The sequence below is a fragment of the Paenirhizobium naphthalenivorans genome (assembly GCF_007992095.1).
GTDB classification, from domain to species: Bacteria; Pseudomonadota; Alphaproteobacteria; order Rhizobiales; family Rhizobiaceae; genus Allorhizobium; species Allorhizobium naphthalenivorans.
Genome location: NZ_BJZP01000004.1, coordinates 242447 through 268808, shown reverse-complemented (window position 1 = coordinate 268808; position 26362 = coordinate 242447). Strand labels below are relative to the sequence as shown.

Here is a 26362-nt window from a genome sequence, read left to right as displayed (position 1 = left end):
TGGCTCATCCGGTAAGCGACGACGCGCCGTCCCGATAGGTCCAGTTCGGCGGAATAGCGCCGGACCAATCGTCATCCGCAATCAGCGGCCAATAGATAGCGTCGCGGCACACTCTTGCCCCGTCCTGTGCGGGCACCCCTTCCGACAGGGCAGACGATCAGCCCTGCTCCGCCTCGTTCCCCACCGTCAGCGGCCAGTCGACCACGTAATCCTCGAAGTCGTCGACGTCGACCTCGTCTTCGGAGATCGTCCGGCCGCGCGCCGAGATTCCGGCCTCGTGCACGGTCTCACGGTCGCCGGAGACCAGATAGTGCCACCAGTAGAGATCGCGCCCCTCACCGACCAGACGATAGGCGCAGGTCGGCGGCAGCCAGGAGATCTCGTCGACGCCCTCGACGGTCAGCTGGATGCAGTCCGGCACGGTTGCCTGGCGGTTCTCGTAGTCCTTGCAGCGACAGCTCTGACCGTCGAGCAGACGACAGGCGACCGAGGTGAACACCACATCGCCGGTGTCCCAGTCCTCGAGCTTGTTGAGACAACACAGGCCGCAGCCGTCGCACAGGCCCTCCCACTCGGGGTTGCTCATTTCGGCCAGCGTCTTGGTCTTCCAGTAGGGTAAATCGTTCATCCGTCATCACCGGCTGCCCGCCGGGCCCTGGCCAAAGGCCATGCCCGATAAAGGGCGCCGCCTCGCTTTTTTCTTGTCCTTTGTCGGCAAATCGACAATCTATCAGCAAATCGAGACAAATGCCGTTTTGCCGGCGCAAGGCTTGCTCTTGAGCCCTGCCGGCACGCACGTCAAGGGCGAGGTGCCCGTCTCTTTTGCAGGGATTGTTTGGAAGTGGCCGAGGATCGCGAACCGGAAGACGGAAAGCCGGAAGACAGGAAGCCGCGTCTCAAGCGCCACATCCTGCTGCGCGTCGACAGCTGGATCGATTCCTCGATGTGGAATGCCGGTTTCGAGCTGTCGGAAGCCTGGGAGGAGATCACCATCTTCTTCCGCCGGTTTCGCGTGCATGGCTGGAAGAAACTGTTCTTCGAGATTCTCGGCGAAGGCATGACGCTCGGCACCGCCGGCGCCGTGCTGATGCTGGCGCTGGCCATGCCCGCCTTCGAGGAAACCAAGAAGGACTGGCGCAATCACGACGACTTCGCCGTCACCTTTCTCGACCGCTACGGCAACCAGATCGGCCATCGCGGCATCATCCACGAGAATTCCGTGCCGATCGACGAGCTGCCGGACCACCTGATCAAGGCGGTTCTGGCGACCGAGGACCGGCGCTTCTTCGAGCATTTCGGCATCGACTTCCTCGGGCTCGCCCGCGCCATGAGCGAAAACGCCAAGGCCGGCGGCGTCGTGCAGGGCGGCTCGACGCTGACCCAGCAGCTGGCCAAGAACCTCTTCCTGACCAACGAGCGCTCGATCGAGCGCAAGATCAAGGAGGCCTTTCTGGCTCTGTGGCTCGAGGCTAATCTGACGAAAAAGGAAATCCTCTCGCTCTATCTCGACCGCGCCTACATGGGCGGCGGCACGTTCGGCGCGGCGGCGGCCTCGCAGTTCTATTTCGGCAAGCCGCTGACCGAGGTCAATCTGGCGGAATCGGCCATGCTCGCCGGCCTGTTCAAGGCGCCGGCCAAATATGCCCCGCATGTCAACCTGCCGGCGGCGCGGGCGCGCGCCAATGTCGTCTTGTCCAACATGGTGCAGGGCGGGCTGATGACCGAGGGCCAGGTGATCGCCGCCCGGCGCAATCCGGCCAGCGTCATCGACCGCGACGAGGCCGAGGCGCCGGACTATTTCCTCGACTGGGCCTTCGACGAGGTGCAGAGGATCGCCGGCAAGTTCAAGAACCATACGCTGGTGGTGCGCACCACGATCGATACCGGCCTGCAAAAGGCGGCCGAGGCGGCGGTGGCGGCGAGCCTGCGCGAATATGGCGAGCGCTATAACGTCAAGCAGGCGGCGCTGGTGCTGATCGAGAACGGCGGTGCGGTGCGGGCCATGGTCGGCGGTCGTGACTACGGCGAAAGCCAGTTCAACCGCGCCTCGCGCGCGCTTCGCCAGCCGGGATCCTCGTTCAAGATCTACACCTATTCGCTGGCGATGGAGAAGGGCCTGACCCCCGATTCGCCGATCACCGACGCGCCGATCTCCTGGGGCAACTGGAGCCCGCACAATTACGGCAACTCCTATGCCGGCCGGATCGACATCAAGACGGCGCTGGCGAAATCGATCAACACCATTCCGGTCCGCCTCGCCAAGGAAAAGCTCGGCCCGGGCGCGATCGACCAGATCATCGCCGAGGCGAAGAAGTTCGGCGTCGAGACACCGATCCGCAAGGACGTGACCATTCCGATCGGCACGTCGGAAGTCACCGTGCTCGATCAGGCGACGGCCTACGCCGTCTTCCCCACCGGCGGCTACCAGTCGCGCCGCCACGGGATCGCGCAGATCATGAACTACGATGGCGACGTGCTTTATGATTTCGCCCGCGACGCGCCGCCGGCGACCCGTGTGCTGTCGGAAACGGCCGCCGCCTACATGAACCAGATGCTGACCCGCGTGCCTTATGTCGGCACCGGGCGGCGCGCGGCGGTCAACGGCGTGCTGACCGGCGGCAAGACCGGCACGACGCAGGGCTATCGCGACGCCTGGTTCTGCGGCTTCACCGGCAATTACGCCGCCGCCGTCTGGTTCGGCAATGACGACTATACCTCGACCAACAACATGACGGGCGGCTCGCTGCCGGCGATGACCTTCAAGACGCTGATGGACTATGCCCATCAGGGTATAGACCTCAGGGCCATTCCCGGCGTGGAAACTCCCAATCCCGAGGCGCAGAAGGCGATCGCCGCCGCAAAGCCTGCGGCCGGCGGCGAGGCGCTGCCGCCGATGGTGCGGCCGCGTTCGCTGTCGTCCGAGACGACCCGGATGATCCGCGACATCGGCCGGAAGCTCAAGGAAGCCAAGCCGCTTTCGCTCGACCCAGGCAAGGTGGCCAGCATCGACTGAGGCCACGCACCGGTCTTGAGGTGAGACTTGGGACGGACTGTGGACGCTCTGGGGAACCGTGCATTTACCCCCGGTTAACCGTGCCGGCCAGTCAGCATGGGCAAGGAGCAAAAACCCGCATATTTTAAGGGGTACTTAAGCGCCGCGACTCTATGGCCGCAGCTTCAACTCTCGTCATGTAACAGGCCTGGATGAGCATCGCACGCAGTATGGACCACTGGCTCGGCCTTGCCGCGCTGCCGCACCTGACGGAAGAACAGGCCGCGACCTACGAGCGCGGCCATACGGCCGACCGCCGCCGCATCCTGTCGGGCCTGACCGTCACGCTTGCGGCCCTCTACCTGCTTTACGCCGCCGTCGACACGATGATCCTGCCCGGTGTGGTCTGGCTGTCGCTCGGCCTTCGTTTTGGCCTGATCCTGCCGCTGGCGCTGGTGCTTGTCCGCTTCCAGGCGGTTCCCTCGCGGTCGATCCGCACCCAGGAAATCGCCACGCTCGCCGTATCGATGGCCGGCAATCTCGTCTGGTGTCTCGTGCTCGTCTTCAGCCACAGCCCAGCGGCGCTGGATTACTTCTATGCCGCGGTGGTGTTCCAGATGGTGGTGACGATCGCGCTTCGCCCGAGCCTCGACCTGGCGTTCAAGGCGAGCCTGGCCACGGCGGTGATCAACTATGCCTTCATCGGCTTCCTGGCGGGCGCCACGCCCGGCTATATCGCCTATCATCTGGCGCTCTATGTCCCGACCTTCGTGCTGACGCTGGTGGCGGCCCACCAGATCGAGGCCGAGCGGCGGCGCGCCTTTTTGCAATTGCACGAGAACGACACGCTGAAGCGCGAGCTGTCGCGCCAGAACGACGCGCTTGTGCGGCTGTCGGCCACCGACCCGCTGACGCAGCTGCCCAACCGGCGCGGCACGGAGACGGAGATCACCCGCATGCGCCGGGTGCTGAAAGCGCACGACTTGCACAACAGCGCCGTGCTGATGGTCGACATCGACCATTTCAAGGCGTTCAACGACAGCTATGGCCACGGCGCCGGCGACGAATGTCTGAAACAGGTGGCCGAGGCCATGCGGCGCGAGCTGCCGGCAACCATCCACCTCGCCCGCCTCGGCGGCGAGGAATTCCTCGCCGTTCTGCCGGGCTCGGAGGCCACGCGCACCGCCATTCTGGCGGAGCGGCTGCGCCACGCCGTCTCGGCCCTTGCCATCCGCCATGACCACACCGGCGACCGCAACAGCCATATCACCGTCAGCATCGGCGCCGCCTGCGGCTCGATCGCCACCGACGCGGCCTTCGCCCATCTGGTCGAGACGGCCGACGAGGCGCTCTATGCGGTCAAGGCGGCGGGCCGCAACGGCTGGCGGTTCGCCGAACGCCACAGCGTCCTCCCGGCCAAGGACGAAGCCGCCTGACATCCGCATCTCCGGTGCTTAAAGGCCCCCGGATGGCGTTTTTCCTGCCTATTCGGTGCTGACCGCGTCCCGCTCCGGCAGGCGCGATTGCTTGAGCAGCACGACATCGGCGGGCCCCGGCTGATCCACAGCAACACTCGCCGTCGTCATCGACCGGTCGACATCGGCGGACGCACTGGTCTGGTGAGAACCACATTCGCCAAAGGCGGCCCCCGCCGACAGCGACAACACGGCGGCAATCAAGACAAGAGTCTTCATGGCTCATTCCTCCGTTGACTTCACAGGCTGGAGAATAACGCGTTCTTGAGGATATGCTAAATCACGATTTCGAGGGTGGGGTGGAGGTGGACGCCAAGGATGGCGATGAATGACCGATTTGGGGCCGGAAATGGACTGGCAGGTTCAGGAATCTTACTGGGCCATGCGGACATTGTGCCAGGCAACCATCGCCTCCGCTTCGGGCCCCGAGCTGCCACGCAATCGGAGCCGAACCAATGACCATTTTCGCTGACCGTAGCCACTTCTATTGTGAATGCTTCACCTCAATGAACCGACGATGGCAGCATTTCGACCAGGTGCTGATGGAGGACATCATGGATGAAGCGGAGAGGCTAGTGGGACGTTAGGGGATTTGTCTTTGGCTTCTCTACTTATTGATGTATAAAGAGTCCCCTGATGCTCTAATGGGGTGGCGATGGCAGACAAGGCGCGAAACTTCACGGTGTTCTTACTTCGCGACGGGGTAGATGCCACCAATTGCCTCACGGATGAGCACAAGCTTTCTGGCACCTTCACAGCAAAGAACCTGCCTGAGGGGGCGACGCTATTTGTGTTGGACACCAAGGAAAGCGAGCCATGGTGGAAAAGCTACTTTCAAGTAGGTGGCAAGCTCCCTCAGGTAAGCAAGGGCGCTGTAATAGTTGTGCCTGTAAAAAATCGCCATTTCGCGCTTTGCTTTGGCCATGTTCAGCATAATCTTCGAAACGACGCCTATGTCTATGACTTTGGATTACGTGTCACACTCAATTCAATCGACCGTGAGAAGCTGAAGAGTACAGATACTCTGGAACCGGGCGCATCTAGACGGCGCCGGACGCAGCTTCCAAATGAGTCAGATCTAACGTTATTCGACTTTGACCAGGACAGCTCTATCCTCAGAAGCTTGACGGGAAAGGTCAAGCCAGAGCTGGAGGACCTCTTCAAGCACCCGACAGGTACGAGCAATTTGCGCCTGAGCACGAAGCGAGCGTCCAGCAAACTTCCGGAACTTTGCGAGAAGTTGCTCGAACTCTACGCATCTAAGGATTATGAGACAATCTTTCCCGATATTCGGAATATTGAACCGGTTCGGGATCCTACAACGATTGCATCTCTCAACGATAACCTCGTTGCGAGCATTCGTGCAAAGAGCAATGACGTCACCCTGACCATTCCTGAGATCGTAGACTACAGCAGGATCTCACAATTCACTCTTTCGGGCGCTGGCGCCGGCAAAGTGTATCAAGATATCTTCATAGGGCGCTACTACGAATATCTGGAAAACTCGAAAGTTGACCTGAACGACATAAACGTAGCATCGCTCGAGCGGTACCGATTGGTGGCACTAGATGACGATGAAAACCAAGTGAAGCCATTCTCAATATATAGATGTCTCGTATTTGACACGAAACTCAATGGAGACCCCGCGATCTACCATCTAGACGAGGGCGTGTGGTATAAGTTCGACGCCACATTGGTCGAACGCCTGAATACATACCTTGATCCATTATTGCGGGCTACGCCGGACCTCCCAGACTATAATCACGGAAGAGAAGACGCATACAATATCGCTGTTGAAAGGTCAGGCCTTGGCTACGGCAATCTCGATAAGAAAAACATAGCGCCCCCGGGCCAGAAGCAGATTGAACCCTCCGACTTAATTTCTCTAGAAGATGGTCAGGCAGTCTTTGTCCATGTGAAAATATCGACTAGTTCGAAAGAACTTAGCCACCTCTTCAACCAGGCGGTAAACTCGGTTGAGACTCTGCGCGATGACCCTGCCAGTGTAGAACGCCTCCGCATGCTGTTGAAGGGTTTATTCACAGATGAGAAGACGGATTCACTAATCAAGGCCGTCGAGGCTGGAAATATTTTGGTGCGCTACGCCGTAATCACACACAAAGACGCCAAGCATCTATCTGAAAATTTCCCCCTGTTTTCAAGGCTTAGTCTCGCCCGCGCCATGAAGACCTTGAAGAGAATGGGCGTCGCTCGAAGGTGTGAATTTGTTGCTGACGTCTCGGATCCGGATGGAGGAAAGAAGAAGACCCGTAAGAAGAAGGGCAAGGCGGCAGTCCCAGTCGAGGAAGCGGTAATCGAGGATGACGGTCCGGCTGAAGAAGCGTAGGCCGGCGCGGACCCACCACCTTCGCAAAGCAAACATGTGCAGCAAGCCGTAACCGTATCGAACGGCAGCTTGCGGGCGACGCTCCGGAGGGGCTGAACGTCCGGGATGAAGGCGCGAAGCTGCCCTCCCCCAGCGCCGCCCCCGCCGAGATCAAAGCCCCCTTGCGGCTGCGTTTTACCCCTGAGCATCCGCCCGGCGCACGCCCCCCAACCGGCTTTTCGCCGCCGCCCCATCGCGCTTGATCCATATCAAATACGACATATGTCGATGGTGATATATGGGCCTCTCGACGAAACAGGCGGGATTGTCTGATGGCTGAAATCGATTCCCTATTGGTGGCGCTGGCCCATCCGGCGAGGCGCGGGGCGCTCAAGCTTCTCACGGAGCGGGGCGAAATGTGTCTTTGCGAGTTCATCGAACAACTGCACATTCCGCAACCCAACATGTCGCGGCATATGGGCATGTTGCGAAAGGCCGGGCTGGTCACCGACCGGCGCGACGCCCGATGGGTCCGCTACAGGCGCAATGCCGCCCTGTCGGCCGATCTCGACGCCATTGTGAACGCCGTCATGAACGGCACCGATGTCCGCCCCGGTCAAGCGGATGACTTTACGATCCCACAGGAGGACGCGGCATGAACGCCGATACCGCTCTGACGCCGATCCCAAAATCGAAGTCGCCGAACCCCTTGCTGTGGAGCGCCGGCGCGGTCGCCTTCGTGATCGCCTGGTTCGTTGTCTACGGCTGGCTTGTGCCGTTCTCGGAATGGGCTGTCGCCATTCTTCCCCTCGACGCCAAAAGCCACGCCTACGAGGCGGCGAAGTTTTTTCTCTACGACACGCCGAAGGTGCTGATGCTGCTGACGCTTGTCGTCTTTGTCATGGGGATGGTGCGCAGTTTCTTCTCGCCTGAACGCACGCGCGCTCTGCTGGCGGGGCGACGCGAGGGCGTCGGCAATATCGCCGCGGCGTCTCTGGGTGTTTTCACCCCCTTTTGCTCCTGCTCCGCCATCCCGCTTTTCGTCGGTTTCGTCTCGGCCGGCGTGCCGCTCGGCGTGACCTTCTCCTTCCTGATCGCCGCGCCGATGATCAATGAGGTCGCGCTCGGCCTTCTGTTCGCGCTCGCCGGCTGGAAAGTCGCTTTGACCTATCTTGTCTTCGGGCTCAGTGTCGCCACCCTTTCGGGCTGGGTCATCGGCCGGATGCATCTGGAGGGCTGGCTGGAGGAATGGGTGCGCAACGTGCGCGCGGGCGTCGCCGACTTGCCTTTGACCTCCCTCACGATCGTCGACCGCATCAAGGCTGGGATCGAGGCGGTCAAGGATATCGTCGGCAGGGTCTGGATCTGGATTATCGCCGGCATAGCCGCAGGCGCGTTCATCCACGGCTATGTGCCGGCCGACCTTCTGGCCTCGATCATGGGACGGGACAGCTGGTGGTCGGTTCCCGCCGCGGTCGTGCTCGGCGTTCCGATGTATTCAAACGCGGCGGGCATCATCCCGGTTGTCGAGGCCCTGCTCGGCAAAGGGGCGGCGCTGGGCACCGTGCTGGCCTTCATGATGAGCGTGATCGCTCTCTCGCTGCCCGAGATGATCATTCTGCGGAAGGTCTTGAGCCTCAAGCTGATCGCCGTGTTCGCTGGTGTGGTGGCGACCGGCATCCTGTCCGTCGGTTTTCTCTTCAATCTCATCTTCTCGTCTTAAAAGGATCAAGACAATGAAAGACATCAAAGTACTGGGCCCCGGCTGCAAGCGTTGCCAGGAGACCGAGGATATGGTCAAGGCGGAGGCGGCACGCCTGGGCATTGCGGTGGCTGTCGAGAAGGTCACGGATTACGCGGCCATCGCCGGCTACGGCATCGCATCCACGCCCGGCATCGTCATCGACGGCAGGGTCGTCCATGCCGGCGGTCTTCCCAAGGCCGAGGATCTGGCCAAATGGCTGGCGGCGTGATGCTGGAATATAGGGTCGAGGCACGCCGCGTCGACAGCCACGGCAGTGTCGCCACGACGAAGGAAGCCGAGATCCGGCTCGACACCGATCCCGCCGGCCGGCTCGACGCCTTCAATCCGGCCGAACTCCTGCTGGCGTCGGTCGCCGCCTGCATGATCAAGAGCATCGAACGGGTCACCCCGATGTTGAAGTTCGATCTGCGCGGCGTCGTGGTGAAACTTCACGGCGTTCGGCAGGACAGCCCGCCGAAGATCACCTCAATCACCTATGAATTGATCGTCGACACCGACGAGCCGCAGCAGCGTCTGGAGCTTTTGCACAGGAACGTGGGCAAATACGGCACGATCTTCAATACCGTGGCGGAGGCACTGGTGCTTGAGGGCTCCATTCGCCGAGGCACCTGACCGCATCCGGCGCACGGCAGCCGTCTCCCCGTCACCAAGGGGAGACCGGACGTGTGCCTCCTGCCCTCGCTTCCCCTTGCCGGGAATCAATGCTACCCGTTTGACCGTCAGATCATGGTTCAAGGCATAACGTGTTTCGGGTTCCCCTGCTCATCGCCGTCGCGCTGGTCATCGCCTTTGGCGGCGGCATTTTGACGACGCTTTCGGCGCTCAACGCGTCGTCCGGTTTCGGCGCGATCAAGCTTGGCGTGTGGAGCGCCTTTCCCGCCGCGCAGACGGTTGATGCCGACCCTTACGCCAAGTCGCACCGCGCCAAGGCCGGGCGGCTGCTCTACGGTTCGGCCGAGGGGCTGACGTTCACCGCCGCCACCGACGAGGACGGCAACCAGCTGACCGGCACCTGCAGCTACCGGATCGTCGGGCGCACCCCGGCGGCGCGGCTGTGGACGCTCTATGCCGCCAATCCCGAGGGAGAGCCGCTTCCCGCGCGCGCCGACCTGCCCTTCGCCCATCATTCGCAGTCCATCCTGCGCAATCAGGACGGCACGTTCGAGATCGCCGTTTCGCCCACCGCCCGGCCAATGAACTGGCTGGCGCTGCCCGATACCGGGGCGTTCACCCTGGTGCTCACCCTGCTCGACACGCCGGCGGCCGGCAGTTCGGGGCTGATCGGGCTGGAAATGCCCAGGGTGGAAAGCCTGGGGTGCGGCCAATGAACCGTTTCCTCTATGCTGTGCTGACCGGGCTGATCGGCGCCGCCATCCTCCACATCGTCATCATCCTGTCCCTGCCGAATTTCACCGGCAAGGACGCGTTTACCCGGGTGAAGGCCATGGGACCGGCACACCGGTTCATCAGCCTGCCGGACAAGGCGGATGCCGCCGGGCTGTCCAATGTCGATCCTTTCCTCAAGGTGGCGGTCTGCCATTTCGACCTGTCGCACGCGCCGCTCCGGCTGCTGGCGGCCGCCGGTCCGAGCTTCTGGTCGATGGTGGTCTATGACAAGGATTCCAACGAGGTGTTCTCGATGAACGACCGCACCTCGGTGACCGGCGATCTCGATGCGCTGGTGGCGACGCCGGTACAGGTGGCGCAAATCCGCAAGGCGCCGGGCGCAGCATTGACCCAATCGATCATCATCGAGCACAGGGGCGCGACCGGTTATGTCGTGCTGCGCACCCTGGTGCCGGCACGAAGCCTCGAGAAACAGGCCCGGAGCTTCCTCGAAGAGGCGCTTTGCGCGCCGCTTCTCAGCGAGCCATGATCCCCGACGCGCCATAAGGGCCGGCAATTCCCGCAGATTTCCGCCCGCCTTCCCGCCGCGCGGCATACCGCAGCGTCAACCCCGTCGCTCACATGGGCCTCCCCGGACCGACGGGCGGCCACCCCCCGCGTCACGCGCCACGTGTACGCCGGGACCGACCGCCCTGGGCCGTGGTCCGACAGCCGAGGCTGTCCTATCGCTTGCCGCCCTTCGGGCGCGGCAGGGCCGGAAGCCGTGCCTCGGCCGGATCGCGCCGCTCGTAACGGATGCCGGTGAACAGAAGCACCTTGGCCACCGCTCCGTCGCATCGTCCCGTCCGCGCAATCGGCGACAGCCGATCCTTGATTCTGATAATTTCCGCCATGCTCGTCTCCATGATTGAAAATCGAGACGGATGAAGTTCGACCGATTTCACCCTGCCCTTCACCTGTAAGGGCCAGCGCAATCCTCGACCGCCGAGCCGCCGGGTCACCTGGGCGGACGGCGCCGGCCGAAGCCATCTTGCGCCTTTCTCTTGCGCGCTCATGAAGGGGGATCGGGTCCTGCCCTCCAGGGGCACGCAAACTGCGGTATCCGCGACGTCGGCGAATCATATCGCAAAGACTTCGCTACAGGCCAATTGAGCCAGACCTTAGTTAACAGGTTGCTAACAAATTCCCTCTAACCTGTATCAAACGGGTATTGCGTAGATGTGGATCTTGTCGTGATCGATCAGTTTCGGGAACTGGAGAAGCCGGTGGGCGCGAGGAAAAGGGACGTTGTGTTGATGGCGACGGTCACGAGTTTCGAAGCCCTGCCGTTTCCCGGCAAGTCAGAGCTCAGGCAGTTCGCCGAACTGTTCACTCCGCTCTACAAGGCTTCGAGCGAGGAGGCGCGGCGCCAGGCGGTGGCGGCGCTGTCGCAATGCCCGAACGTGCCAGGCGCCGTCGCCCTGTTCATCGCCTCGCAGCCGATCTCCATCGCCGCCCCCTTTCTTGTCGCCTCGCCCTGCCTGACCGACGATCTGCTGATCATGATCGCCCGCACGCAAGGGGGCGCCCACGCCCGCGCCATCGTCCGGCGCGCCGATCTGTCGCCGACCGTGATCGACGCCCTCGTCGGGCTGCGCCACAGTGAACCGAAAAGGACCGCACCGCGGGCTGAGAACATGGAAGCAGAAACCGAAACCAAGAGCTCCGCCGCAGTCGCCCCGGCCAAGGCGGAGCCCGTCGCGACACGCGTCGCCAAGAGGCTGATCGGCGGGTGGAAGACCACGAAAACCGCCAAGCCGGCAACGCCCGCTTCGGCGCCCGCCGCATCATCTGTCGCAGCGACATCGCCGGTTGCGGAAACCGACGCCGCACGGCCGGGCCTCGACGCCGCGGAGCGCGAGGAACAGTTGCGCGACCAGATCCGCCAGCTCACCATCCATATGAACCGCCCGTCCGCCGACCGGCTCGGTCTTCGCACCATAACGCCGATCCAGGCGGCGCTGCTGGTGCGATTCGCCCGCACGCGCGAGGGCGGTGCCTTCGCCACGACGCTCGCCGACACCCTCTCCTCCAGCCGCTGGCTGGCCGAACGCATCCTGCTTGACCTGTCCGGTCACCAACTGGCGACCACGCTGATCGGCATCGGCATGGAGCCTGACGACGCGCTTTACGTGCTGGAAAGGCTCTATCCGCATCTCGGCCAGCGCTTGCCCGCCGCAACCCGCGCCGCGCACCTGTGGAACAGCCTCGACCCGGTCGAATGCGAAGCGCGGATCGAGACCTGGCGACGCGCCGACAGCTATACGTTCCGCCCGCAGGAGGCGGCTCCGCCCCAGCCGGCCGATACGCCAGCCGCCGGGGCACCGGCCGCGCGGTCCGCTCCCGGCCTTAGCCTTGTGTCAAACGACCAATCCCGCCAGGGCCTGCGCCAGCGCGCGGGCTGATCGGCGCCGTCCCTTGGCGCCAGCGGCGTCAAAACCATGCCCTTTTGTTGCCGGTCCTGCGGTTGACCGTCACGACACTATGCCTAAGATCGCTGTCAGCATCGGCACGACGGGAGGCGACGGACGATGAGGAAGGGTTACAAGGAGCTGCTGGCGGAAGCCAACGCACAGGTCAAGGCGGTCGAGGCGGAGGCGGCAAAACCGCTTTGCGGCCGCGACGGGATCGTCTTCGTCGACCTGCGCGATCCACGCGAGCGCGAGCGAGAAGGCAGCATTCCCGGCGCCTTTTCCTGTCCGCGCGGCATGCTGGAATTCTGGGTCGACCCGGAAAGCCCCTACGCCAAGCCGATCTTTGCCGAGGATAAGCAATTCATCTTCTTCTGCGCCAGCGGCTGGCGCTCGGCACTCGCCGCCAAGACGGTCGAGGACATGGGCATGGAGGGTGTCAGCCATCTCGCCGGCGGCTTTACCGCCTGGAAGGCGGCCGGCGGTCCCGTGGAGGAAATCCACGCCCGCCATCCCGCCCGGCCAGTGACCGACTAATGGGTCCGGCTGCTCAGACCTTGTCCTCGTTCGCCAGCGACAGGAGATCGCCGATCGCGTCGATTTCGATTTCGACCACCCAGAGATCCGCATCCCATTTGCGCTCGCGCTCGATGAGCGCGTCGACGGCGGCGGCTTCGGCGCGCTCGAGCCGGATTTCGAACATGCGATCGTCACGGTCCTCCTCGGCCATCAGTGCCTGCGGTGCCGGACCGTAGAGCGTCTCGGCGCCATCACGAAAACGTTGGCGCACGAAGATGGCGCCGGCCTCCTCCACACCCTTGTGCTCCACGGCGGCGAAACCGCCCGCGGAAAAGACACGGCGGATAAGGACGGCGACAAAGAGATCTGAACGGACGCGCATCATGCAACTCTAGGCGAAAGGCAGGCCGATGGAAATGGGGCGGGCGGTACTGTCACCATCATCGCCCCCAGCGGGTGCGGCAATGATCTGGCGCAACAGAGGAGATCGGCCAGTGTCATCGTTTGCGCTTCCCCCTCACCGCTCGAACAGCCCCACCAGCTCGGCCATGCCGAGACTGTGCCGCCGCGCCTCCGCCTCGACCTCGCGACAGTGGGCGGGCTCGTCAAGCGCGAGACGGGCGGCGTCGAGGGCATAGAGACGGAAGTGATAGTGGTGGAGCCCGTGGCCCTTCGGCGGGCACGGGCCGCCGTAGCCGAGGCGGCCGAAACTGTTCTCCACCTGGCGCAGGCCGCCGGGCAGTTCCGCCTGCGGCGGCAACGCCTCGTCAAGGCCATGACGGTCGGCCGGAATGTCGAAGACGGCCCAGTGGAAAAAGGTGCCGAGCGGCGCGTCTGGATCGCTGCACACCAGGGCGAAGCTTTTCGTGCCGTCCGGCGCCCCGCTCCAGGCGAACGCCGGAGAGAGATTCTCACCGCTGCAGGTGTAGCGCAGCGGCACGTCCGCCCGGTTGTCGAAGGCGGGACTGATCAGGGAAAATGGCATGGCGCTCCTCCTTGCGGTCCGGGTGGTGGCCCGCGGTGCCCTCGCGTTGCGGCCAGCAACGTAGACGACCGGACGACCCGGCCACGATTGCCACCAGCATATCACGACAGGGGCCATCGCGCCTCGCCGTTTCTGCGCGCCGTCTGGACAAGATCGAGAGAGACAAGGGGTATCGTGCCGCGGTACCGAGCCTCAGGCTAGGGCACCTTTCCGGCAAAGCAGGGGCAGAACGAAAGGCGGCGCGCTGGCGGCGCTCGCCCTCAACTCCGCCCTGCGTTCACCCATTGGTGCCAGTCGGCCTCGCCGCCCCGGAAGACGTTGAGGTCGATCTTCTCGTTCACGCCATGCGACAGGCCCGAACCGGAGTATTGCCAGAACAGCCACTTGCGGCCGGGATAGACCTTGGCGGGATGAGCAGCGACCGAGCGCAGCCAGAAGGGATAGTCGAGGAAGGCGTTGCGCAAATTGTCCTTGTAGAAGTCGGGCGCGGTGTAGATGACCGGACGCTTGCCGTAATGACGCTCAAGCTTGTCCATGAAGACCTGCATCTTCTCGCGCACCTTCTCCACCGACAGACGGCGCTTGCAACTCGATTCATGGTTGTATTCGACGTCGATCACCGGCGGCAGAGCGTCCGGGTCGCGTGGCACGTTGCGAATGAACCAGTCGGCCTGTTCGCCCGCTGTGCGGCACCAGTAGAAGAAATGGTAGGCGCCGCGCCGGATGCCGGCCTCCTTGGCCTTGCGCCAGTTGGTCTTGAACATCGGATCAATATGATCGCCGCCGTCGGTCGCCTTGATATAGGCGAAGTTGGCGCCCTGCGTGCGCAGCTTCGGCCAGTCGATGTCGCCTTGCCAGCGCGAGACGTCGACACCGTGGACGGCATATTTCTTCGGTGAGGACTTGCCGAAATTGATCGGCTTGGCGTCGCGGAACTGGCGGCTGTAAATCCGTGAGCGGCCCTGTGGCGCCGTGCTCACCGGCGGTTCGGGCGCAACGAGCGCGGCGACCGGCTTTTCCGAGGGAACAGGCATTCCGACCGTCATCGCGGTCGTGGCAAAGGCCTGCGGCTGGGGAATATTGCCGGCCCAGGCAAGCTCGGGCGCGTCGTTCGGCCGCGGGGCGGCGACGCCCGCCGCCGGCACGGAGGCGGCCGGCAGGGGAACGGCCTGAGCCGACAGCCCTTGCGCGGGTTGGGCGGCTGACTGCGCGGAACCGCCCCCGATGTCGGCGGCGGGAACGGGGCCTGAGCGCTGCGCAACCGCGCCGGTCGTCTCGGCGGAGGGACCGGGTGAAAGGACACTCTCCGTATCCGAGCCGGATATGCAGCCCGAGAGGGCGAGGCCCGCAAGGAGGATAGCTGGGAAAGCTGAAAGACGCATCTGGAACCCGTACGCACAACAAAGGGATGACCGTCACTCGCGCGGCTATACGACCGCCGGCACGAATTGCTAACGGAAGCTTACCGCGAAAGGCTTAATTCAATCTTTACGAATGGCGGCCCAGCGCGCTGGCAGGTGTGCGCTTGTCGGCGCGACGTCTAGCCCCGGATCGCCAGCCGCAGACCACCCCAGTGGCGGCCGCCAACGGTAATCGGTGCGGAAATATCCTTCATCACGACGAAATTGCCGCCGCCCATGTCGCGCCGATAGGTCTGCACCAGGAAAGGCGCCGTCGAGCGACCGGCCGCAAGCCCGACACGGTCGTCGAAGATACGGCGGTTTCGGCAATTGGCGGTGTTCCACACCGGGTCGCCCGGACGCTGGGGAGCGGAGAACTTCCTGTTGTGGGTCGGCAGGTAGCCGTTGGTGTCGACTGCCGCGCAAAAGCCGATGCGATCGCTGAGGTCGAGCACCGGCTCGAGGATGCCGGGCAGAACCTGGTCGGCGAACTCGGTGAAGGCCGCCATCATCTGCACCGGGTCAGTGCCGGGGATCGGCCGATAACTGCGGTCGAACAGCGCGGCAAGGCCGATCCGGCCGCTGTCGACGCCGCGCTGGAAGGCGGCGGAAATCGACGCTGCGACATCGCAGGCGGCGTTGATCCACGGGCTGTCGGCGGTCTCGATGCCGGCCGAGGCGGTGAGCTGGATCAGCGTCTCGGACAGCGCCACGACGCGATCGACGCGGATCGCGGCATTTTGCAGCGCGTTGTCGGATTCGAGCACCTCGTCGGCCATGGAATTGAGCGTGCCGACAAATTCGCCGCATTGGCGGTCAACGGTCTCGGTGGTCCTGGCCATCACCGTCGAACCGTCGAGGATGCGGGTGATCACCTGCTCCATGGCGCCGAAGGAACTGTTCATCGCCTGCGAGGTCTCGCGCACGTCGAGCGCGCTGTCGCTGGCGCCTCGGCCGGCGTCAGAGAGCTTCTTGATCTTGCCGCGAATCTCGTTCAGCGTCTGCTGGATCGAGCCGGTCGCCTGCGACGTCTGCAAGGACAGCGCGCGGATCTCGGCGGCGACCACGGCGAAGCCCTTGCCGGCCTCGCCGGCACGGGCCGCCTCGATCGCGGCATTGAGCGCGAGCAGATTGGTCTGCCTGGCGATCGAGCTGATCTCCTCGGCGACCTTGTCGACATTGCCGAGCGAAACGGAAAAACTGCCGATCTCGGTTGAGATCTCTTCCGAGGCGGCGACCATCAGGTCGATCTTGCCGACCGCGCCGGTCAGCCTTGCCGCGGAATCGCCGAGCATACGGCGAGCTTCCGTCGCCGTCTCGTCGGTGGCGCGCAGCGATGTGGCGACATTCTTGTTGGTTTCGGCGATCGAAAGCGCCGTCCTCGTCACGTCGTCAAAGGTCGACGTATGGCGCTTTGACATGCCGGCCACATGCTGGATCGCCCCGGCGATGTCGACCAGATCTATGCCGAGCGTCGAGGCCTCGTTGGCAAGCTTGGCAATGATCCCGCGCAGCGCGTCCGCATCCGCGCCTTGTTCCGGCCTCTCCTCGGACGGCCAGTCGTTTATCAAAGCTCCACCGTGTATAGTCATAGGCGCAATCCTCCCACGGGCGCTACTATGACTTGTCAACGTTAAGAATTTGCATATCTGCTAATAAGTGAGAATACTTCTTATTGTGCGCCGCCGCAGGACTTGCGGCGTCGACAGGCCCTCAGGCAGGCGCGCGCTTGCGGACCGGTCAAAGCGCGCCGATGTCGCGCAGCTTCTTGAGTACAGTGGCGCTTGGCTCACCGGTCTCCGGCAGGCGGTAATGCCGCTCGAAGCGACGAATGGCGGCGCGCGTCTGCGCACCCGCCACGCCATCGACGGTGACATCCGTATAGGCGATGTTGGCCAACCCCCGCTGGATCTCCATGACAAGAGCCGCATCGGCGGCCGTACCGCTTATGGAGACCGGGACGGCGGCCGGCGGCGTGACCCTGACGGGGGCTTTCGCAACCGGCGCGGTGACGACGATCTTGTTGGCGTTGCGGATCGCGGCGGCGACCGGGTCGACCGCCCCGGCGCTCAGGTCCTCGACCGGACGGCTCTTCGGCACGGCGGCGGTGACGCCGCGGTCGAGCTTGAGGAGGTCGAGCAGTTCCGGGCTGACGAGACCATTCGCCTCGACGCCGACCGATTTCTGGAAAACGCCGACCGCTGCTTCGGTACGCGGACCGATGACGCCATCGGCTGCACCGTCATAGAGACCCCGCCGTCCAAGCTCCTGCTGTACAGCGACGACCAGGCCGGCATTGTCCACGTCGCCGGCAGCGGACGACGCCAGCGGCGTTGCCACCGGCGCTGGCGAAGCGACTTCGGCTTCAGCTTGCGAGGCTGCGGCCGGGGTACTGGCGTCTTCGCGCTCGATCTTGAAGGAGGTGACGGCGCCGGAACCGGGCTCGAGCTGGGCGTGACGCGTCACACCGGCGAGTGCGTTGAAATCGCTGACGTCGCGGGTCGAGAAGATCGGCGATGGATGATAGCCCGGCTGGTACCACAGGGCATTGGCGGCGACGAAACCGAAGGCGACGGAAAACGCCGCGAACCCGCCCACCGACCGCGGATAGCGGCCGACGAGGCGTGCCAGCGCGCCAACGCCATTGAGCAGAACGGCGACCGCGCGCGGTGCCGGCTTCCTCTCAGGCGATTTTCGCTTTCGCTTCGTCATACACAGTCTCTCTCTCGCTTTCCTTCACGGCCGGACGATCCACCGGCTTCAGCCGCGGCGGGAATTCGACCGTGTTGTGCTCGCCGGCGGCATCCGCGCCAGCGCCCGAGCCATCGGCAGGCAGACGAACGGTGACCACCGTGCCCTCGCCCGGACGGCTTTCCATCAGGAACGAACCGCCATGCAGGGCGGTCAGTCCCTTGACCAGCGACAGGCCGAGGCCCGATCCCTCATAGCCACGGCTCAGATCGTTGTGGACCTGGGTGAAGGGCCGCCCGATCAGCTCCATTTTTTCCGGCGCGATGCCGATACCAGTGTCGGAGACGACGATCTTCAGGTCGCAGCCATCGCGGCTCGCATCGACCATCACGGCGCCGCCCGCCTCGGTGAACTTGATGGCATTGCCGACCAGATTGATCAAGACCTGACGTACGGCGCGCTGGTCGGCGACCACCTCGCCAAGACCCCGGGCAATGCGACTGGTCAGTGTAACGCCCCTGTTGCCGGCCTGCAACGACAGCATTTTCTCACATTCATGGACCGCCTCGGCGATCACAAACGGCTCCAGCATGAGTTCGTAGCGGCCGGCCTCGATCTTCGACATGTCGAGCATGGCGTTGACGACGGCGAGCAGATGGGCGCCCGACTGGCGGATCAGCTGGACATATTCACGCTGACGGTCGTTTTCCAGCTTGCCGAAATACTCGCCGGCGAGGATGTCGGAAAAGCCGAGAATGGCATTGAGCGGGGTGCGCAGCTCATGACTGACGGCGGCGAGGAAGCGCGACTTGGCCTCGTGGGCGGCGACCGCCTCGTCTTCCTTCAGGCTGGCGTCGGCACGGATCGAGATTTCGCCGGCGATGTCGAGCAACTGGGCATAGACGCCGGACAGCTCGCCGTCGGAGCCGCGCGTTGCGGTCATGTCCATGCGCACGTTCATGAACTGGGCCTGATCGATGCCGATCACCGGGCGGTGGAGGCGCAGGTCGATAACGACGGCATCGGCGCCCTGGCGCAGCTCGTCGAGTGCCTGGACGAAGGCGATGCGGTCGGAGACATGGACCTGCTCGGCAAACGGCCGGCCGAAGGGATCGCGCAGAAAGGACAGGAACAGGGCGCTGTCGCGGCCGGCCGACTCATGCACGATGCCTGCGGGATCGAGAGTGAGGATGAGACCCGGGCACAGATCGAGCGGCGAGACGCGCGACGACTCATCGATGGCCGGAGCGACGGCCTGCACCGTCGGGCGGCCAAGCGAGATCAGCACCACAGCGCAGACGAGGAAGAGCGAGACGACGGCGGCAAAGCCGAGCGGCAGCGCGATCGCCGCGCCATAATAGAAAGAGAGCACGCCGGGGACGGCGACCAGCAATACGGCCGAGCCCATGGCAAGGCGGCGCAACGCCGCGACGTCGCGCGGATCGCCAGGCTCCACGCCCGTCACCGACGCCAGGCACCAGCCGGCCATGCGATCGGGAACCGCCTTCGCCTTATCAGCCATTTTACGCAATACCAGCACGCTTTAAATCCGCGAAATGCTTCGTTTTCAGAGGCCCAACTTTAGGCCCGCCGCGCTTAAGGAAAAGATAAGGCTACCCCTTTCGGAAGCCTGAGGAGGCCCTATAGAGGCCCAGTTTGGCACACATGGAGCATGCTTCCTCCAACGTGGTTAACGGGGCGTAAGCAGCGGATTTGTCTGCGTTTTCCCAATTGCGTTAAGAATTGTGTCCAGCCCCCGCGCCGGAAAGCCGTGGATTACCGGCCGACCGCCACATTTATGCTTAACGGCACTCGCTAAAGTTTGAGCGAAATGGACGGCAAACGGCGGAAGATCCGTATTTCGTTCAAATTTGAAACAAACCCGAATGGCTTTTGCAAAGCGATCTTTGCACCCCGCCGATAGCTTGACGCCACAAGTCGGGAGCAACCCGGCGAGACCCGAATGAAACGGGCATGATGGGATTGGTGAAGACGATGTGGTTTCTGATCAAGGGAACGTTCTGGTGCGCGATGACGCTGGTGGTGCTGTCCTTCTTCAGCGGCCGGCCCGCAGATGAGGCCGCCGGCGAGCAGCGCCTGGCTATGGGCGACGCCATCGCCGTGGTGACGGACGCCTATCAGTATCTCTCCGCCATCTGCACCGAAAAGCCGGATGTCTGTGAAAAGGGTGCAGAAACCCTTCAGGTTCTCGGAGAGCGGGCCCGCGAGGGAGCGCTGGTCGCCTACCAGATCCTCGACAGCCAGCTTGGTGGCAGCGACGAGACGACGGCTGCCCACCCGTCGCTGACGGCGGAAGCCGCGCCCGCCGAGGCAGCGCCCGCCACCGACGTCGTCATCACCGGAACCGTCATCCCCTCACCCAGGCCGAAGACCGGCAAAGGCCCCAAACCCTACACCCCGCCGAAGTCGTAAGAGACGCCGGCACCGACCGCCGCGGCCACAAGGTCCGGTATCCCCAAGAATTCCCGAGGCCCTTCGCCGGCCTTGGCCTTCCGCTTGCGTCGGAGCATCTCTCGGCCCTATGGGCGACGATGCTCGGTTGCCTGTCTGCCTGTCCCACAGGAAACTTCGGCCTTTTGCCGAGCCGCGAGGACCCCGTGTCCTCGCGGTTTTTCTTTTTCCCGCCGTCCCCCGCCGCAAAGGTTCAAATGACCGAGCGGATCGCCTATACCGGGGCGGACTGTTGCCTGAACCGGATGTGACGCACGATGACGACGCTTGAGCAGATGACCGAGGATTTCGCCTTCCTGGACGACTGGGAGGACCGGATGCGCTATGTCATGGAGCTCGGCAAGGCGCTACCAGACCTGCCGGATGAGGAAAAAACGGCGGAGAACAAGGTCAAGGGCTGCGCCAGCCAGGTCTGGCTCTCAAGCCATCCGCACGAGGGCAAGGACCCGGTGATCGACTTTTCCGGCGATTCGGACGCCCATATCGTCCGCGGCCTGGTGGCGATCGTGCTGACCGCCTATTCGGGAAAGCACGCCTCGGAGATCGTCGCCTTCGACGCGATCGAACTGTTTTCCCGGCTCGGCCTGATCGAGCACCTTTCGGCCCAGCGCGCCAACGGCCTGCGCTCAATGATCCAGCGCATCCGCGAGGAAGCGGCCAGACGGCTGATCTAGAGAACGGCGCCCCTCAGAACTCCGGCCGATACCCCTCGACACCCCAATGATGGCGGCTGCGGCCCTCTCCGGCGGGCGGCGGGGCGTAGTGGCGGGCAAGCGCCAGAAGTGCTGTACGCAGCATGAGCTTGGCGGACCGAGCCGGCCACTGGCGCTCGCGCTCGACCGTCTCCAGCCCCTTCATGAAGCAGCAGACATCGAGCGCGACGCCCGCGAGTTCCGGCCCCATGGCCTCGATCGCCGCGCTCACCCGGGCGCGGGCACCGAGCGCCGAATCGGCGATCTCGACGGATGACGGCGCAGCACCCCGCACCTTGCTCGACAGCCGGGGCTCCCAGGAGGCGGTGATGCGTGGCTGTAGCCCGGCCCGCTCGAAATCGGCGGCCAGTCTCTCACCGGCGGCGATCGCCTCCTCGGCGTAATAGGCGGCGCCGGAGCGATCCTTCAGCCGGGCAAGGCCCGACAGGGGGGATTCGGCGAGATTGCGCCGCACCGGACGGCGCTCCCCCTCTTCAACAAGGGTTTCGCCCACCGTCACGCGGTGCTGTTCGAGAAAGGCCTCCCCGCCGGGTTCAGCCAGGGCACGGCGGAGGTAGGTTGCCGCCCCCTCGCCGGCCCGGATCCGCAGCCCGTCGCGCAGGATCAACCCGTCGGCCACCAGATCGCGCAGCAGGCGCTGCGGCACGTTCCTGATCTCCATGTCGGCACTCGCGAGATGCAGCGCACCGCCCTCGTCGGCCACGACCGAAAGCGGGCCACGCAACGAGAGCCGCAGGACGCGCAATAGCAGCCGCCGTTCGGCCGGCGTCCGGCCGGGCCCGCTCATACCGACCTCCCGGCGACCATACCGACCGCCTCGGCCAGCCGCTCGACGGTGCCGACGAAGATGTCGAAGCCCGGATCGTCACGCCGGTTCTCGACCATATGGCAGGCATGGGTGACCGTGGTGCGATCGACGCAGAAGCATTCGGCGATGTCGCCATAGGACATGGAGAGGGCCACATGACAGACATACATGGATATCTGTCGCACATGGCAACAAGCCCGTCGCCGGGCGCGTCCAACCTCGCCGGGTTCGCCGGTCAGCGCCAGCAGCTCGGAGGTGATCTGGCGCACGACAAGGCAGACAAGGCGCCGATCGGACAGGGCCGAGGGTACGGATCGGGAGACGAGAGTTTCCGGGGACACTGTTTTCAGCCCCGATGCCGGGGAAAGAGGCAATTCAGACGGCATACGATCACTCCCAGTTGATAGGAATTAATTCATACACCTCTAGCAGAAAATGAGGATGTTGAAAGGGTCGGCATCGACACGTTTCAACTGTTTTTGCTCAGAAATTACGTCAGATTGAAAATAATATGAGGATTTATTTCCTCAAAATCAGCCATAAAAAAACCGGGCCGCGAGGCCCGGTTGTCGATCGTGCGCGGCCGACCCTGAGGGCCGACGCGGCTTCTCTGATCACTTACCGCGCTTGCGGCGCTGGCCGAGACCCATTTCCTTGGCCAGACGCGAGCGCGCTTCGGCATAGGCCGGAGCGACCATCGGATAGTCGATGGGAAGATCCCACTTGTCGCGGTATTCTTCCGGACCGAGATTGTGGTGGGTCATCAGGTGGCGCTTCAGCGACTTGAAGGCGCCGCCGCATTCCAGGCAGATGATCTGGTCGTCCTGGATGGACTTGCGCACGGCGACGGCGGGCTTCTGCTTTTCGACGATCGAGACGACCGGAGCCGGCGATGACGTATTGCTCAACGCCGAATGCACATCGGCAATGAGGTTGGCGATATCGCCAGCGGGAACCACATGGTTGCTGACATAGGCCGAAACGATGTCGGCGGTCAGCTCCACCAGCAGTTCATGGCTGGCGCCATGAGCGTTTTCTGTCATTTCAATGAACTCCTGTTCAACTGTGCTTGCCAGGCGCCGCCGCAAGGCAGGCGCCACTCGTTAAAGCAAAGAAACAAAAAACGTCGCATCAGCCTTGTCGTTGTCGACATGAGATCCACCCCTAGATCCCGGGCCAGATGCTTGGCATTTTGCTTCAAAAGATCCTCTACGGTCGTAGCTCGGCTGAACACCCGACAAGAGAAGCGTTGTGAATACAACTTCCGCTCGGGAATTGAGCGCGCGCGTCAAACCAAGTCCGCGAGATCAGTGCTCTAAATTCTGGTTATCATTATTCCGTCAAAAATCCACGAAATATTTTTCACCAGAAATGGGGAGGGAAAGGCGCTTTAGCTTAAGCACCGCCAATATTCGACTTGCCACAAATACAAAGGCCGCGCGAATACCCGAAAAAATTGCAGACAACCATCGGGATTTACTTGCCGCGCCGGTGTGCGTCAGCCCAAGCCGTCCTTACCCTTCAACTCGTCCAGCACCGAGACGGGTGACAGCTTGTAGCCGACCTGATGCGCCGCCTTGGCCAGCAGATGGGCGGAAACCGGCGCCGTCAGGATGAAGAAAAAGAAACCGGCGATGGCGCGCGAGAAGGTGGCAAGGTCGCCAGCGTGCAGACCGACAGCCAGCAGAAGCAGGCCGGAGCCAACCGTGCCGGCCTTTGAGGCAGCGTGCATGCGGGTATAAAGATCGGGAAAACGGTTCAGGCCGATCGCGGCGACCAGCGCAAAGAGCGCGCCGCCGACGATCAGCGACGCGGTGAACAGGGCTGTGGCGTAGGCGATCATTTCTTTCCCCCTGTCTTGGCCGGAGCGCTGGCCTTCTTGCCGCCGCGCGGCTTGGCCGGTGCGGGTGTAGCCGCGGTGGAAGCAACGGGCTTGATCTTCTTGCCACCCTTCGCCTTGGCCACTTGCGGGCGCAGCACCGGAGCGTCCTCCAGCGGACGCTCGCCAACCACGCCGCGCGCCAGAATGAAGCGGGCGAAGGCGACGGTCGCAAGGAAGCCGACCAGGCCAAGCGAGATGGCGATGTCGATATAGAGCGTGTAGCCGGTGCGGATGGCGATTACGGCAATGAAGCCGATGGCGATACCGACCAGCATGTCAAGCGCGAGAACCCGGTCGGGCAGCGTCGGCCCCTTCACCACGCGATAGACGGTCAGGAAAAAGGAGAGGCTGAGAACGACCAGGGCGAAATTGCAGACGGTCGCGATGATGCTTTCCGGCGAAATCATGCGAAGGCCTCCCGGATCTTGCGCTCGAAGCCTTCGGCGATCTCGCGACGCGTGCCCTCCGGATCGGAGCAGTCGATGGCATGGACGTATAGCACGCTCTTGTCGTCGGAGACATCGACCGACAGCGTACCGGGCGTCAGCGTGATGAGATTGGCGAGCAGGGTGATCTCGAAATCACGCGTCACCGTCAGCGGATAGGCGAAGATGCCCGGCTTGATTTCGAGATTTGGGCTAACCACCATGATGGCGACCTTGAAGGCCGACTTCGCCAGTTCAATGAAGAACAGCCAGATGAGCGAGGCGACGCGCAGAGCCCGGCGGATATAGCCGGTGCCGTTGATCTGGTCGCGGATCACACCAAGCGCCAACGTGGAGAGAAGGAAGCCAAAGACCAGGTTGTACAGCGAAGCGCTGCCGGTGATCGCCGCCCAGACGATGGCCATGAGGAGGTTGATGGCATAGAGGATCATGGCTGACCTCCCGACGGAAAGACGGACTGGAGATAGGCAGTGGGGTCGGCGAGCCCCATTGCCGCCCGCTGGCTGAGCTCGATCAGCGGCTCGGGGAAAAGGCCGAACCAGACGACCAGAGCCGAAAGGGCGAGGATGGGCAGCATGGCTGCGGCACGCGCCGACGTCGGCGCAGCGACGGCAACCTCGGCAGCCTCGCCAATGGGCGACCCGGCGGCTGTCTCGGGAGGAGACTCAACGGCGGATGGAGCCGGGCGCCAATAGGCGAGCAGGAAAACACGGCCGAAGGCAATCGTGGTGAGGAAGCCGGAAAGGAGAACAGCTCCGGCCAGCCACCAGGCGCCAATGTCGAGCGATGCCTTGACCAGCATCGCCTTGGGCCAGAAGCCGGAGAACGGCGGCAGGCCGGAGCCGGCGAAGAACAGCGCAAGCGAGAGACCGGCAAAGGCGGGTCCGGCCGCCCACAGCCCGGACAGGTTTTCAAGCCTGTAGGAACCGCCACGGCGCGCCGCTTCGCCTGCCAGAAGGTAGAGCGCGGTCATCAGCACGATCGAATGCAGCGCGTAGAAGATCGCCGCCGACAGGCCGGCGGTGCCGGCGATCGCCGCGCCGGCCAGCATGTAGCCAATCCCGGAGACGACGACAAAGCCGAGGAAGCGGCGGATGTCGGACTGGGCCAGCGCCCCCATGGCGCCGAGCACCATGGTGAGTGCTGCGGCGACTGCAATGACGAGGCTCAGCGCCTCGCGCTCGACCGGCAGGAGCATGACCATGACGCGCAACAGGGCGTAGACGCCGACCTTGGTCAACAGACCGGCAAACAGCGCCGACACGACGATGCGCGGGGTGTGATAGGAGGCCGGCAGCCAGAAATTGACCGGGAAGGCCGCAGCCTTCATGCCAAAGGCGAAGACGAACAGCGTGCCGAGCGTCAGCAACGGAGCGCTATCGCGCAAGGATCCGGCTTTTTGCGCGATGTCGGCCATGTTGAGCGTGCCGAAGATGGCATAGAGATAGCCGACGGCGATCAGGAACAGCGTCGTGCCGATCAGGTTCAACACCGCGTATTTCAGCGCGCCGTCGATCTGCTCGCGCTCGGAGCCGAGGATCAGCAGGCCGAAGGACGAGATCAGCAGGACCTCGAACCAGACGTAGAGATTGAAGATATCGCCGGTCAGGAAGGCACCGGAGACGCCGGCCATCAGCACCATCAGGAAGGGATAGAAACCATAGCGCCGGCCGCTGGTATTGATGTCGCCGAGCGCGTAGATGCTCCCGGCCAGCGCCACGATGGCGGCCGTCAGCGCCAGAAGCGCGCCGGTCAGGTCGACGGTGAAGGCGATGCCGAAGGGCGGCAACCAGCGGCCCATCATCATCGTCACCGGACCCTGCGTCGCGACATGCGCGAGCAGCAGGATGTCGACCAGCACCATCAGGGCAAGGCCGGGAATGGCGATCAATGGATGAAGCCGGGTCGAATGGCGCAGCATCATCAGCACGGCGCCGCAGCCAAGGCCGATGGCCACCGGCAAAATGGTCAGCCACTGGGCGGCGCTCGTGGGCTCCATCACCCAGAAAAGCGAGGGATCGAGGTGGGAGGAAGTCGCAGAAGCCATCAGTGCACCGCCCCCTCTGACCTGCCGGCCGCCTTCCCCACAAG

The 26362-nt window shown here is 63.6% G+C and carries 30 protein-coding genes; 14 read left to right on the top strand and 16 right to left on the bottom strand.

Features of this window, described 5'->3' with window-relative positions:
- Positions 1-157: 157 nt before the first annotated feature.
- The gene (locus RNA01_RS06425; protein ID WP_147179123.1) at positions 158-628 is read right to left on the bottom strand and encodes a YcgN family cysteine cluster protein; all 471 of its coding nucleotides are present in this window, start codon (positions 626-628) and stop codon (positions 158-160) included.
- Positions 629-841: 213 nt separating this feature from the next.
- Between RNA01_RS06425 and RNA01_RS06420 the strand changes: the two genes are divergently transcribed.
- A complete protein-coding gene (locus RNA01_RS06420; protein ID WP_174824538.1) occupies positions 842-3013 on the top strand; it encodes a transglycosylase domain-containing protein in 2172 nt (723 codons plus the stop codon).
- Positions 3014-3204: 191 nt separating this feature from the next.
- The gene (locus RNA01_RS06415; RefSeq protein ID WP_147179122.1) at positions 3205-4428 is read left to right on the top strand and encodes a GGDEF domain-containing protein; all 1224 of its coding nucleotides are present in this window, start codon (positions 3205-3207) and stop codon (positions 4426-4428) included.
- 48 nt (positions 4429-4476) lie between these two features.
- Here RNA01_RS06415 and RNA01_RS06410 read toward each other — a convergent pair whose 3' ends face one another.
- On the bottom strand, positions 4477-4686 hold the full coding sequence (locus tag RNA01_RS06410) for a hypothetical protein (protein WP_147179121.1): 210 nt from the start codon (positions 4684-4686) through the stop codon (positions 4477-4479).
- A 236-nt stretch (positions 4687-4922) separates the two neighbouring features.
- Between RNA01_RS06410 and RNA01_RS24320 the strand changes: the two genes are divergently transcribed.
- The 8 genes from RNA01_RS24320 to RNA01_RS06375 all read left to right on the top strand — a co-directional run bounded on the left by RNA01_RS24320 (position 4923) and on the right by RNA01_RS06375 (position 10434).
- A complete protein-coding gene (locus RNA01_RS24320; RefSeq protein ID WP_268906685.1) occupies positions 4923-5054 on the top strand; it encodes a hypothetical protein in 132 nt (43 codons plus the stop codon).
- Between the two features lie 68 nt (positions 5055-5122).
- Positions 5123-6814, top strand: a complete 1692-nt coding sequence (locus tag RNA01_RS06405; RefSeq protein ID WP_147179120.1) for a DUF6119 family protein — start codon at positions 5123-5125, stop codon at positions 6812-6814.
- 311 nt (positions 6815-7125) lie between these two features.
- On the top strand, positions 7126-7452 hold the full coding sequence (locus RNA01_RS06400; RefSeq protein ID WP_147179119.1) for an ArsR/SmtB family transcription factor: 327 nt from the start codon (positions 7126-7128) through the stop codon (positions 7450-7452).
- A complete protein-coding gene (locus tag RNA01_RS06395; protein WP_147179118.1) occupies positions 7449-8516 on the top strand; it encodes a permease in 1068 nt (355 codons plus the stop codon). The genes RNA01_RS06400 and RNA01_RS06395 overlap by 4 nt, the downstream gene beginning before the upstream one ends.
- Positions 8517-8529: 13 nt before the next feature.
- On the top strand, positions 8530-8766 hold the full coding sequence (locus RNA01_RS06390) for a thioredoxin family protein (RefSeq protein ID WP_147179117.1): 237 nt from the start codon (positions 8530-8532) through the stop codon (positions 8764-8766).
- A complete protein-coding gene (locus tag RNA01_RS06385) occupies positions 8766-9170 on the top strand; it encodes an OsmC family protein (RefSeq protein WP_147179159.1) in 405 nt (134 codons plus the stop codon). Before RNA01_RS06390 ends, RNA01_RS06385 begins: the two co-directional genes overlap by 1 nt.
- 131 nt (positions 9171-9301) lie before the next feature.
- Positions 9302-9886: a DUF1214 domain-containing protein gene (locus RNA01_RS06380; protein WP_147179116.1), complete on the top strand. Its 585-nt coding sequence runs from the start codon at positions 9302-9304 to the stop codon at positions 9884-9886.
- The gene (locus RNA01_RS06375) at positions 9883-10434 is read left to right on the top strand and encodes a DUF1254 domain-containing protein (protein ID WP_147179115.1); all 552 of its coding nucleotides are present in this window, start codon (positions 9883-9885) and stop codon (positions 10432-10434) included. The genes RNA01_RS06380 and RNA01_RS06375 overlap by 4 nt, the downstream gene beginning before the upstream one ends.
- A 193-nt stretch (positions 10435-10627) precedes the next feature.
- On the opposite strand, the gene RNA01_RS06370 is transcribed toward RNA01_RS06375, so the two are convergent.
- On the bottom strand, positions 10628-10798 hold the full coding sequence (locus RNA01_RS06370) for a hypothetical protein (protein ID WP_235916456.1): 171 nt from the start codon (positions 10796-10798) through the stop codon (positions 10628-10630).
- 339 nt (positions 10799-11137) lie between these two features.
- On the opposite strand from RNA01_RS06370, the gene RNA01_RS06365 reads away from it, so the two are divergent.
- Together RNA01_RS06365 and RNA01_RS06360 are read left to right on the top strand one after the other, a co-directional pair.
- Positions 11138-12349, top strand: a complete 1212-nt coding sequence (locus RNA01_RS06365) for a DUF2336 domain-containing protein (protein WP_235916454.1) — start codon at positions 11138-11140, stop codon at positions 12347-12349.
- Between the two features lie 126 nt (positions 12350-12475).
- Entirely contained in the window at positions 12476-12892 is a 417-nt protein-coding gene (locus tag RNA01_RS06360; RefSeq protein ID WP_147179114.1) for a rhodanese-like domain-containing protein, read from the top strand.
- Between the two features lie 13 nt (positions 12893-12905).
- On the opposite strand, the gene RNA01_RS06355 is transcribed toward RNA01_RS06360, so the two are convergent.
- The 6 genes from RNA01_RS06355 to RNA01_RS06330 form a co-directional block, all read right to left on the bottom strand.
- Positions 12906-13256, bottom strand: coding sequence for a DUF1491 family protein (locus RNA01_RS06355; protein ID WP_147179113.1), 351 nt, complete (start codon positions 13254-13256; stop codon positions 12906-12908).
- Between the two features lie 135 nt (positions 13257-13391).
- On the bottom strand, positions 13392-13859 hold the full coding sequence (locus RNA01_RS06350; RefSeq protein WP_147179112.1) for a YbhB/YbcL family Raf kinase inhibitor-like protein: 468 nt from the start codon (positions 13857-13859) through the stop codon (positions 13392-13394).
- 260 nt (positions 13860-14119) lie between these two features.
- Positions 14120-15241: a glycoside hydrolase family 25 protein gene (locus tag RNA01_RS06345; protein ID WP_147179111.1), complete on the bottom strand. Its 1122-nt coding sequence runs from the start codon at positions 15239-15241 to the stop codon at positions 14120-14122.
- A gap of 158 nt (positions 15242-15399) precedes the next feature.
- Positions 15400-16851 (bottom strand): methyl-accepting chemotaxis protein, encoded by a 1452-nt coding sequence (locus tag RNA01_RS06340; RefSeq protein ID WP_147179110.1) that lies wholly within the window; start codon positions 16849-16851, stop codon positions 15400-15402.
- A 148-nt stretch (positions 16852-16999) separates the two neighbouring features.
- Positions 17000-17971, bottom strand: a complete 972-nt coding sequence (locus tag RNA01_RS06335) for a peptidoglycan-binding domain-containing protein (protein WP_147179109.1) — start codon at positions 17969-17971, stop codon at positions 17000-17002.
- A complete protein-coding gene (locus RNA01_RS06330; protein ID WP_147179108.1) occupies positions 17943-19472 on the bottom strand; it encodes a sensor histidine kinase in 1530 nt (509 codons plus the stop codon). The genes RNA01_RS06335 and RNA01_RS06330 overlap by 29 nt, the downstream gene beginning before the upstream one ends.
- Before the next feature lie 473 nt (positions 19473-19945).
- On the opposite strand from RNA01_RS06330, the gene RNA01_RS06325 reads away from it, so the two are divergent.
- Positions 19946-20383, top strand: a complete 438-nt coding sequence (locus RNA01_RS06325) for a DUF5330 domain-containing protein (protein WP_147179156.1) — start codon at positions 19946-19948, stop codon at positions 20381-20383.
- 296 nt (positions 20384-20679) lie between these two features.
- Positions 20680-21096, top strand: a complete 417-nt coding sequence (locus RNA01_RS06320) for a SufE family protein (RefSeq protein WP_147179107.1) — start codon at positions 20680-20682, stop codon at positions 21094-21096.
- 13 nt (positions 21097-21109) lie between these two features.
- Here RNA01_RS06320 and RNA01_RS06315 read toward each other — a convergent pair whose 3' ends face one another.
- The 7 genes from RNA01_RS06315 to RNA01_RS06285 all read right to left on the bottom strand — a co-directional run bounded on the left by RNA01_RS06315 (position 21110) and on the right by RNA01_RS06285 (position 26318).
- Entirely contained in the window at positions 21110-21922 is an 813-nt protein-coding gene (locus RNA01_RS06315) for a DUF6456 domain-containing protein (protein ID WP_147179106.1), read from the bottom strand.
- Complete coding sequence (locus RNA01_RS06310) at positions 21919-22329, bottom strand: helix-turn-helix domain-containing protein (RefSeq protein WP_147179105.1); 411 nt, start codon at positions 22327-22329, stop codon at positions 21919-21921. The genes RNA01_RS06315 and RNA01_RS06310 overlap by 4 nt, the downstream gene beginning before the upstream one ends.
- Before the next feature lie 228 nt (positions 22330-22557).
- Positions 22558-22986: a Ros/MucR family transcriptional regulator gene (locus tag RNA01_RS06305; RefSeq protein WP_147179104.1), complete on the bottom strand. Its 429-nt coding sequence runs from the start codon at positions 22984-22986 to the stop codon at positions 22558-22560.
- A gap of 455 nt (positions 22987-23441) precedes the next feature.
- A complete protein-coding gene (mnhG, locus tag RNA01_RS06300) occupies positions 23442-23786 on the bottom strand; it encodes a monovalent cation/H(+) antiporter subunit G (protein ID WP_147179103.1) in 345 nt (114 codons plus the stop codon).
- Positions 23783-24232, bottom strand: a complete 450-nt coding sequence (locus RNA01_RS06295; protein WP_147179102.1) for a cation:proton antiporter — start codon at positions 24230-24232, stop codon at positions 23783-23785. The genes mnhG and RNA01_RS06295 overlap by 4 nt, the downstream gene beginning before the upstream one ends.
- Complete coding sequence (locus tag RNA01_RS06290; RefSeq protein ID WP_147179101.1) at positions 24229-24702, bottom strand: Na+/H+ antiporter subunit E; 474 nt, start codon at positions 24700-24702, stop codon at positions 24229-24231. The genes RNA01_RS06295 and RNA01_RS06290 overlap by 4 nt, the downstream gene beginning before the upstream one ends.
- Positions 24699-26318 (bottom strand): Na+/H+ antiporter subunit D, encoded by a 1620-nt coding sequence (locus tag RNA01_RS06285; protein ID WP_147179100.1) that lies wholly within the window; start codon positions 26316-26318, stop codon positions 24699-24701. The genes RNA01_RS06290 and RNA01_RS06285 overlap by 4 nt, the downstream gene beginning before the upstream one ends.
- Between the last annotated feature and the right edge of the window lie 44 nt (positions 26319-26362).

Coding starts and splice junctions, on each gene's coding strand:
- RNA01_RS06290 (WP_147179101.1), bottom strand. CDS start 24,702: ATGATCCTCTATGCCATCAACCTCCTCATGGCCATCGTCTGGGCGGCG.
- RNA01_RS06285 (WP_147179100.1), bottom strand. CDS start 26,318: ATGGCTTCTGCGACTTCCTCCCACCTCGATCCCTCGCTTTTCTGGGTG.
- RNA01_RS06375 (WP_147179115.1), top strand. CDS start 9,883: ATGAACCGTTTCCTCTATGCTGTGCTGACCGGGCTGATCGGCGCCGCC.
- RNA01_RS06310 (WP_147179105.1), bottom strand. CDS start 22,329: ATGCCGTCTGAATTGCCTCTTTCCCCGGCATCGGGGCTGAAAACAGTG.
- RNA01_RS06385 (WP_147179159.1), top strand. CDS start 8,766: ATGCTGGAATATAGGGTCGAGGCACGCCGCGTCGACAGCCACGGCAGT.
- RNA01_RS06320 (WP_147179107.1), top strand. CDS start 20,680: ATGACGACGCTTGAGCAGATGACCGAGGATTTCGCCTTCCTGGACGAC.
- RNA01_RS06395 (WP_147179118.1), top strand. CDS start 7,449: ATGAACGCCGATACCGCTCTGACGCCGATCCCAAAATCGAAGTCGCCG.
- RNA01_RS06425 (WP_147179123.1), bottom strand. CDS start 628: ATGAACGATTTACCCTACTGGAAGACCAAGACGCTGGCCGAAATGAGC.
- RNA01_RS06340 (WP_147179110.1), bottom strand. CDS start 16,851: ATGACTATACACGGTGGAGCTTTGATAAACGACTGGCCGTCCGAGGAG.
- RNA01_RS06370 (WP_235916456.1), bottom strand. CDS start 10,798: ATGGCGGAAATTATCAGAATCAAGGATCGGCTGTCGCCGATTGCGCGG.
- RNA01_RS06415 (WP_147179122.1), top strand. CDS start 3,205: ATGAGCATCGCACGCAGTATGGACCACTGGCTCGGCCTTGCCGCGCTG.
- RNA01_RS06305 (WP_147179104.1), bottom strand. CDS start 22,986: ATGACAGAAAACGCTCATGGCGCCAGCCATGAACTGCTGGTGGAGCTG.
- mnhG (WP_147179103.1), bottom strand. CDS start 23,786: ATGATCGCCTACGCCACAGCCCTGTTCACCGCGTCGCTGATCGTCGGC.
- RNA01_RS06405 (WP_147179120.1), top strand. CDS start 5,123: ATGGCAGACAAGGCGCGAAACTTCACGGTGTTCTTACTTCGCGACGGG.
- RNA01_RS06325 (WP_147179156.1), top strand. CDS start 19,946: ATGTGGTTTCTGATCAAGGGAACGTTCTGGTGCGCGATGACGCTGGTG.
- RNA01_RS06315 (WP_147179106.1), bottom strand. CDS start 21,922: ATGAGCGGGCCCGGCCGGACGCCGGCCGAACGGCGGCTGCTATTGCGC.
- RNA01_RS06350 (WP_147179112.1), bottom strand. CDS start 13,859: ATGCCATTTTCCCTGATCAGTCCCGCCTTCGACAACCGGGCGGACGTG.
- RNA01_RS06355 (WP_147179113.1), bottom strand. CDS start 13,256: ATGCGCGTCCGTTCAGATCTCTTTGTCGCCGTCCTTATCCGCCGTGTC.
- RNA01_RS06400 (WP_147179119.1), top strand. CDS start 7,126: ATGGCTGAAATCGATTCCCTATTGGTGGCGCTGGCCCATCCGGCGAGG.
- RNA01_RS06295 (WP_147179102.1), bottom strand. CDS start 24,232: ATGATTTCGCCGGAAAGCATCATCGCGACCGTCTGCAATTTCGCCCTG.
- RNA01_RS06330 (WP_147179108.1), bottom strand. CDS start 19,472: ATGGCTGATAAGGCGAAGGCGGTTCCCGATCGCATGGCCGGCTGGTGC.
- RNA01_RS06345 (WP_147179111.1), bottom strand. CDS start 15,241: ATGCGTCTTTCAGCTTTCCCAGCTATCCTCCTTGCGGGCCTCGCCCTC.
- RNA01_RS06390 (WP_147179117.1), top strand. CDS start 8,530: ATGAAAGACATCAAAGTACTGGGCCCCGGCTGCAAGCGTTGCCAGGAG.
- RNA01_RS24320 (WP_268906685.1), top strand. CDS start 4,923: ATGACCATTTTCGCTGACCGTAGCCACTTCTATTGTGAATGCTTCACC.
- RNA01_RS06360 (WP_147179114.1), top strand. CDS start 12,476: ATGAGGAAGGGTTACAAGGAGCTGCTGGCGGAAGCCAACGCACAGGTC.
- RNA01_RS06335 (WP_147179109.1), bottom strand. CDS start 17,971: ATGACGAAGCGAAAGCGAAAATCGCCTGAGAGGAAGCCGGCACCGCGC.
- RNA01_RS06410 (WP_147179121.1), bottom strand. CDS start 4,686: ATGAAGACTCTTGTCTTGATTGCCGCCGTGTTGTCGCTGTCGGCGGGG.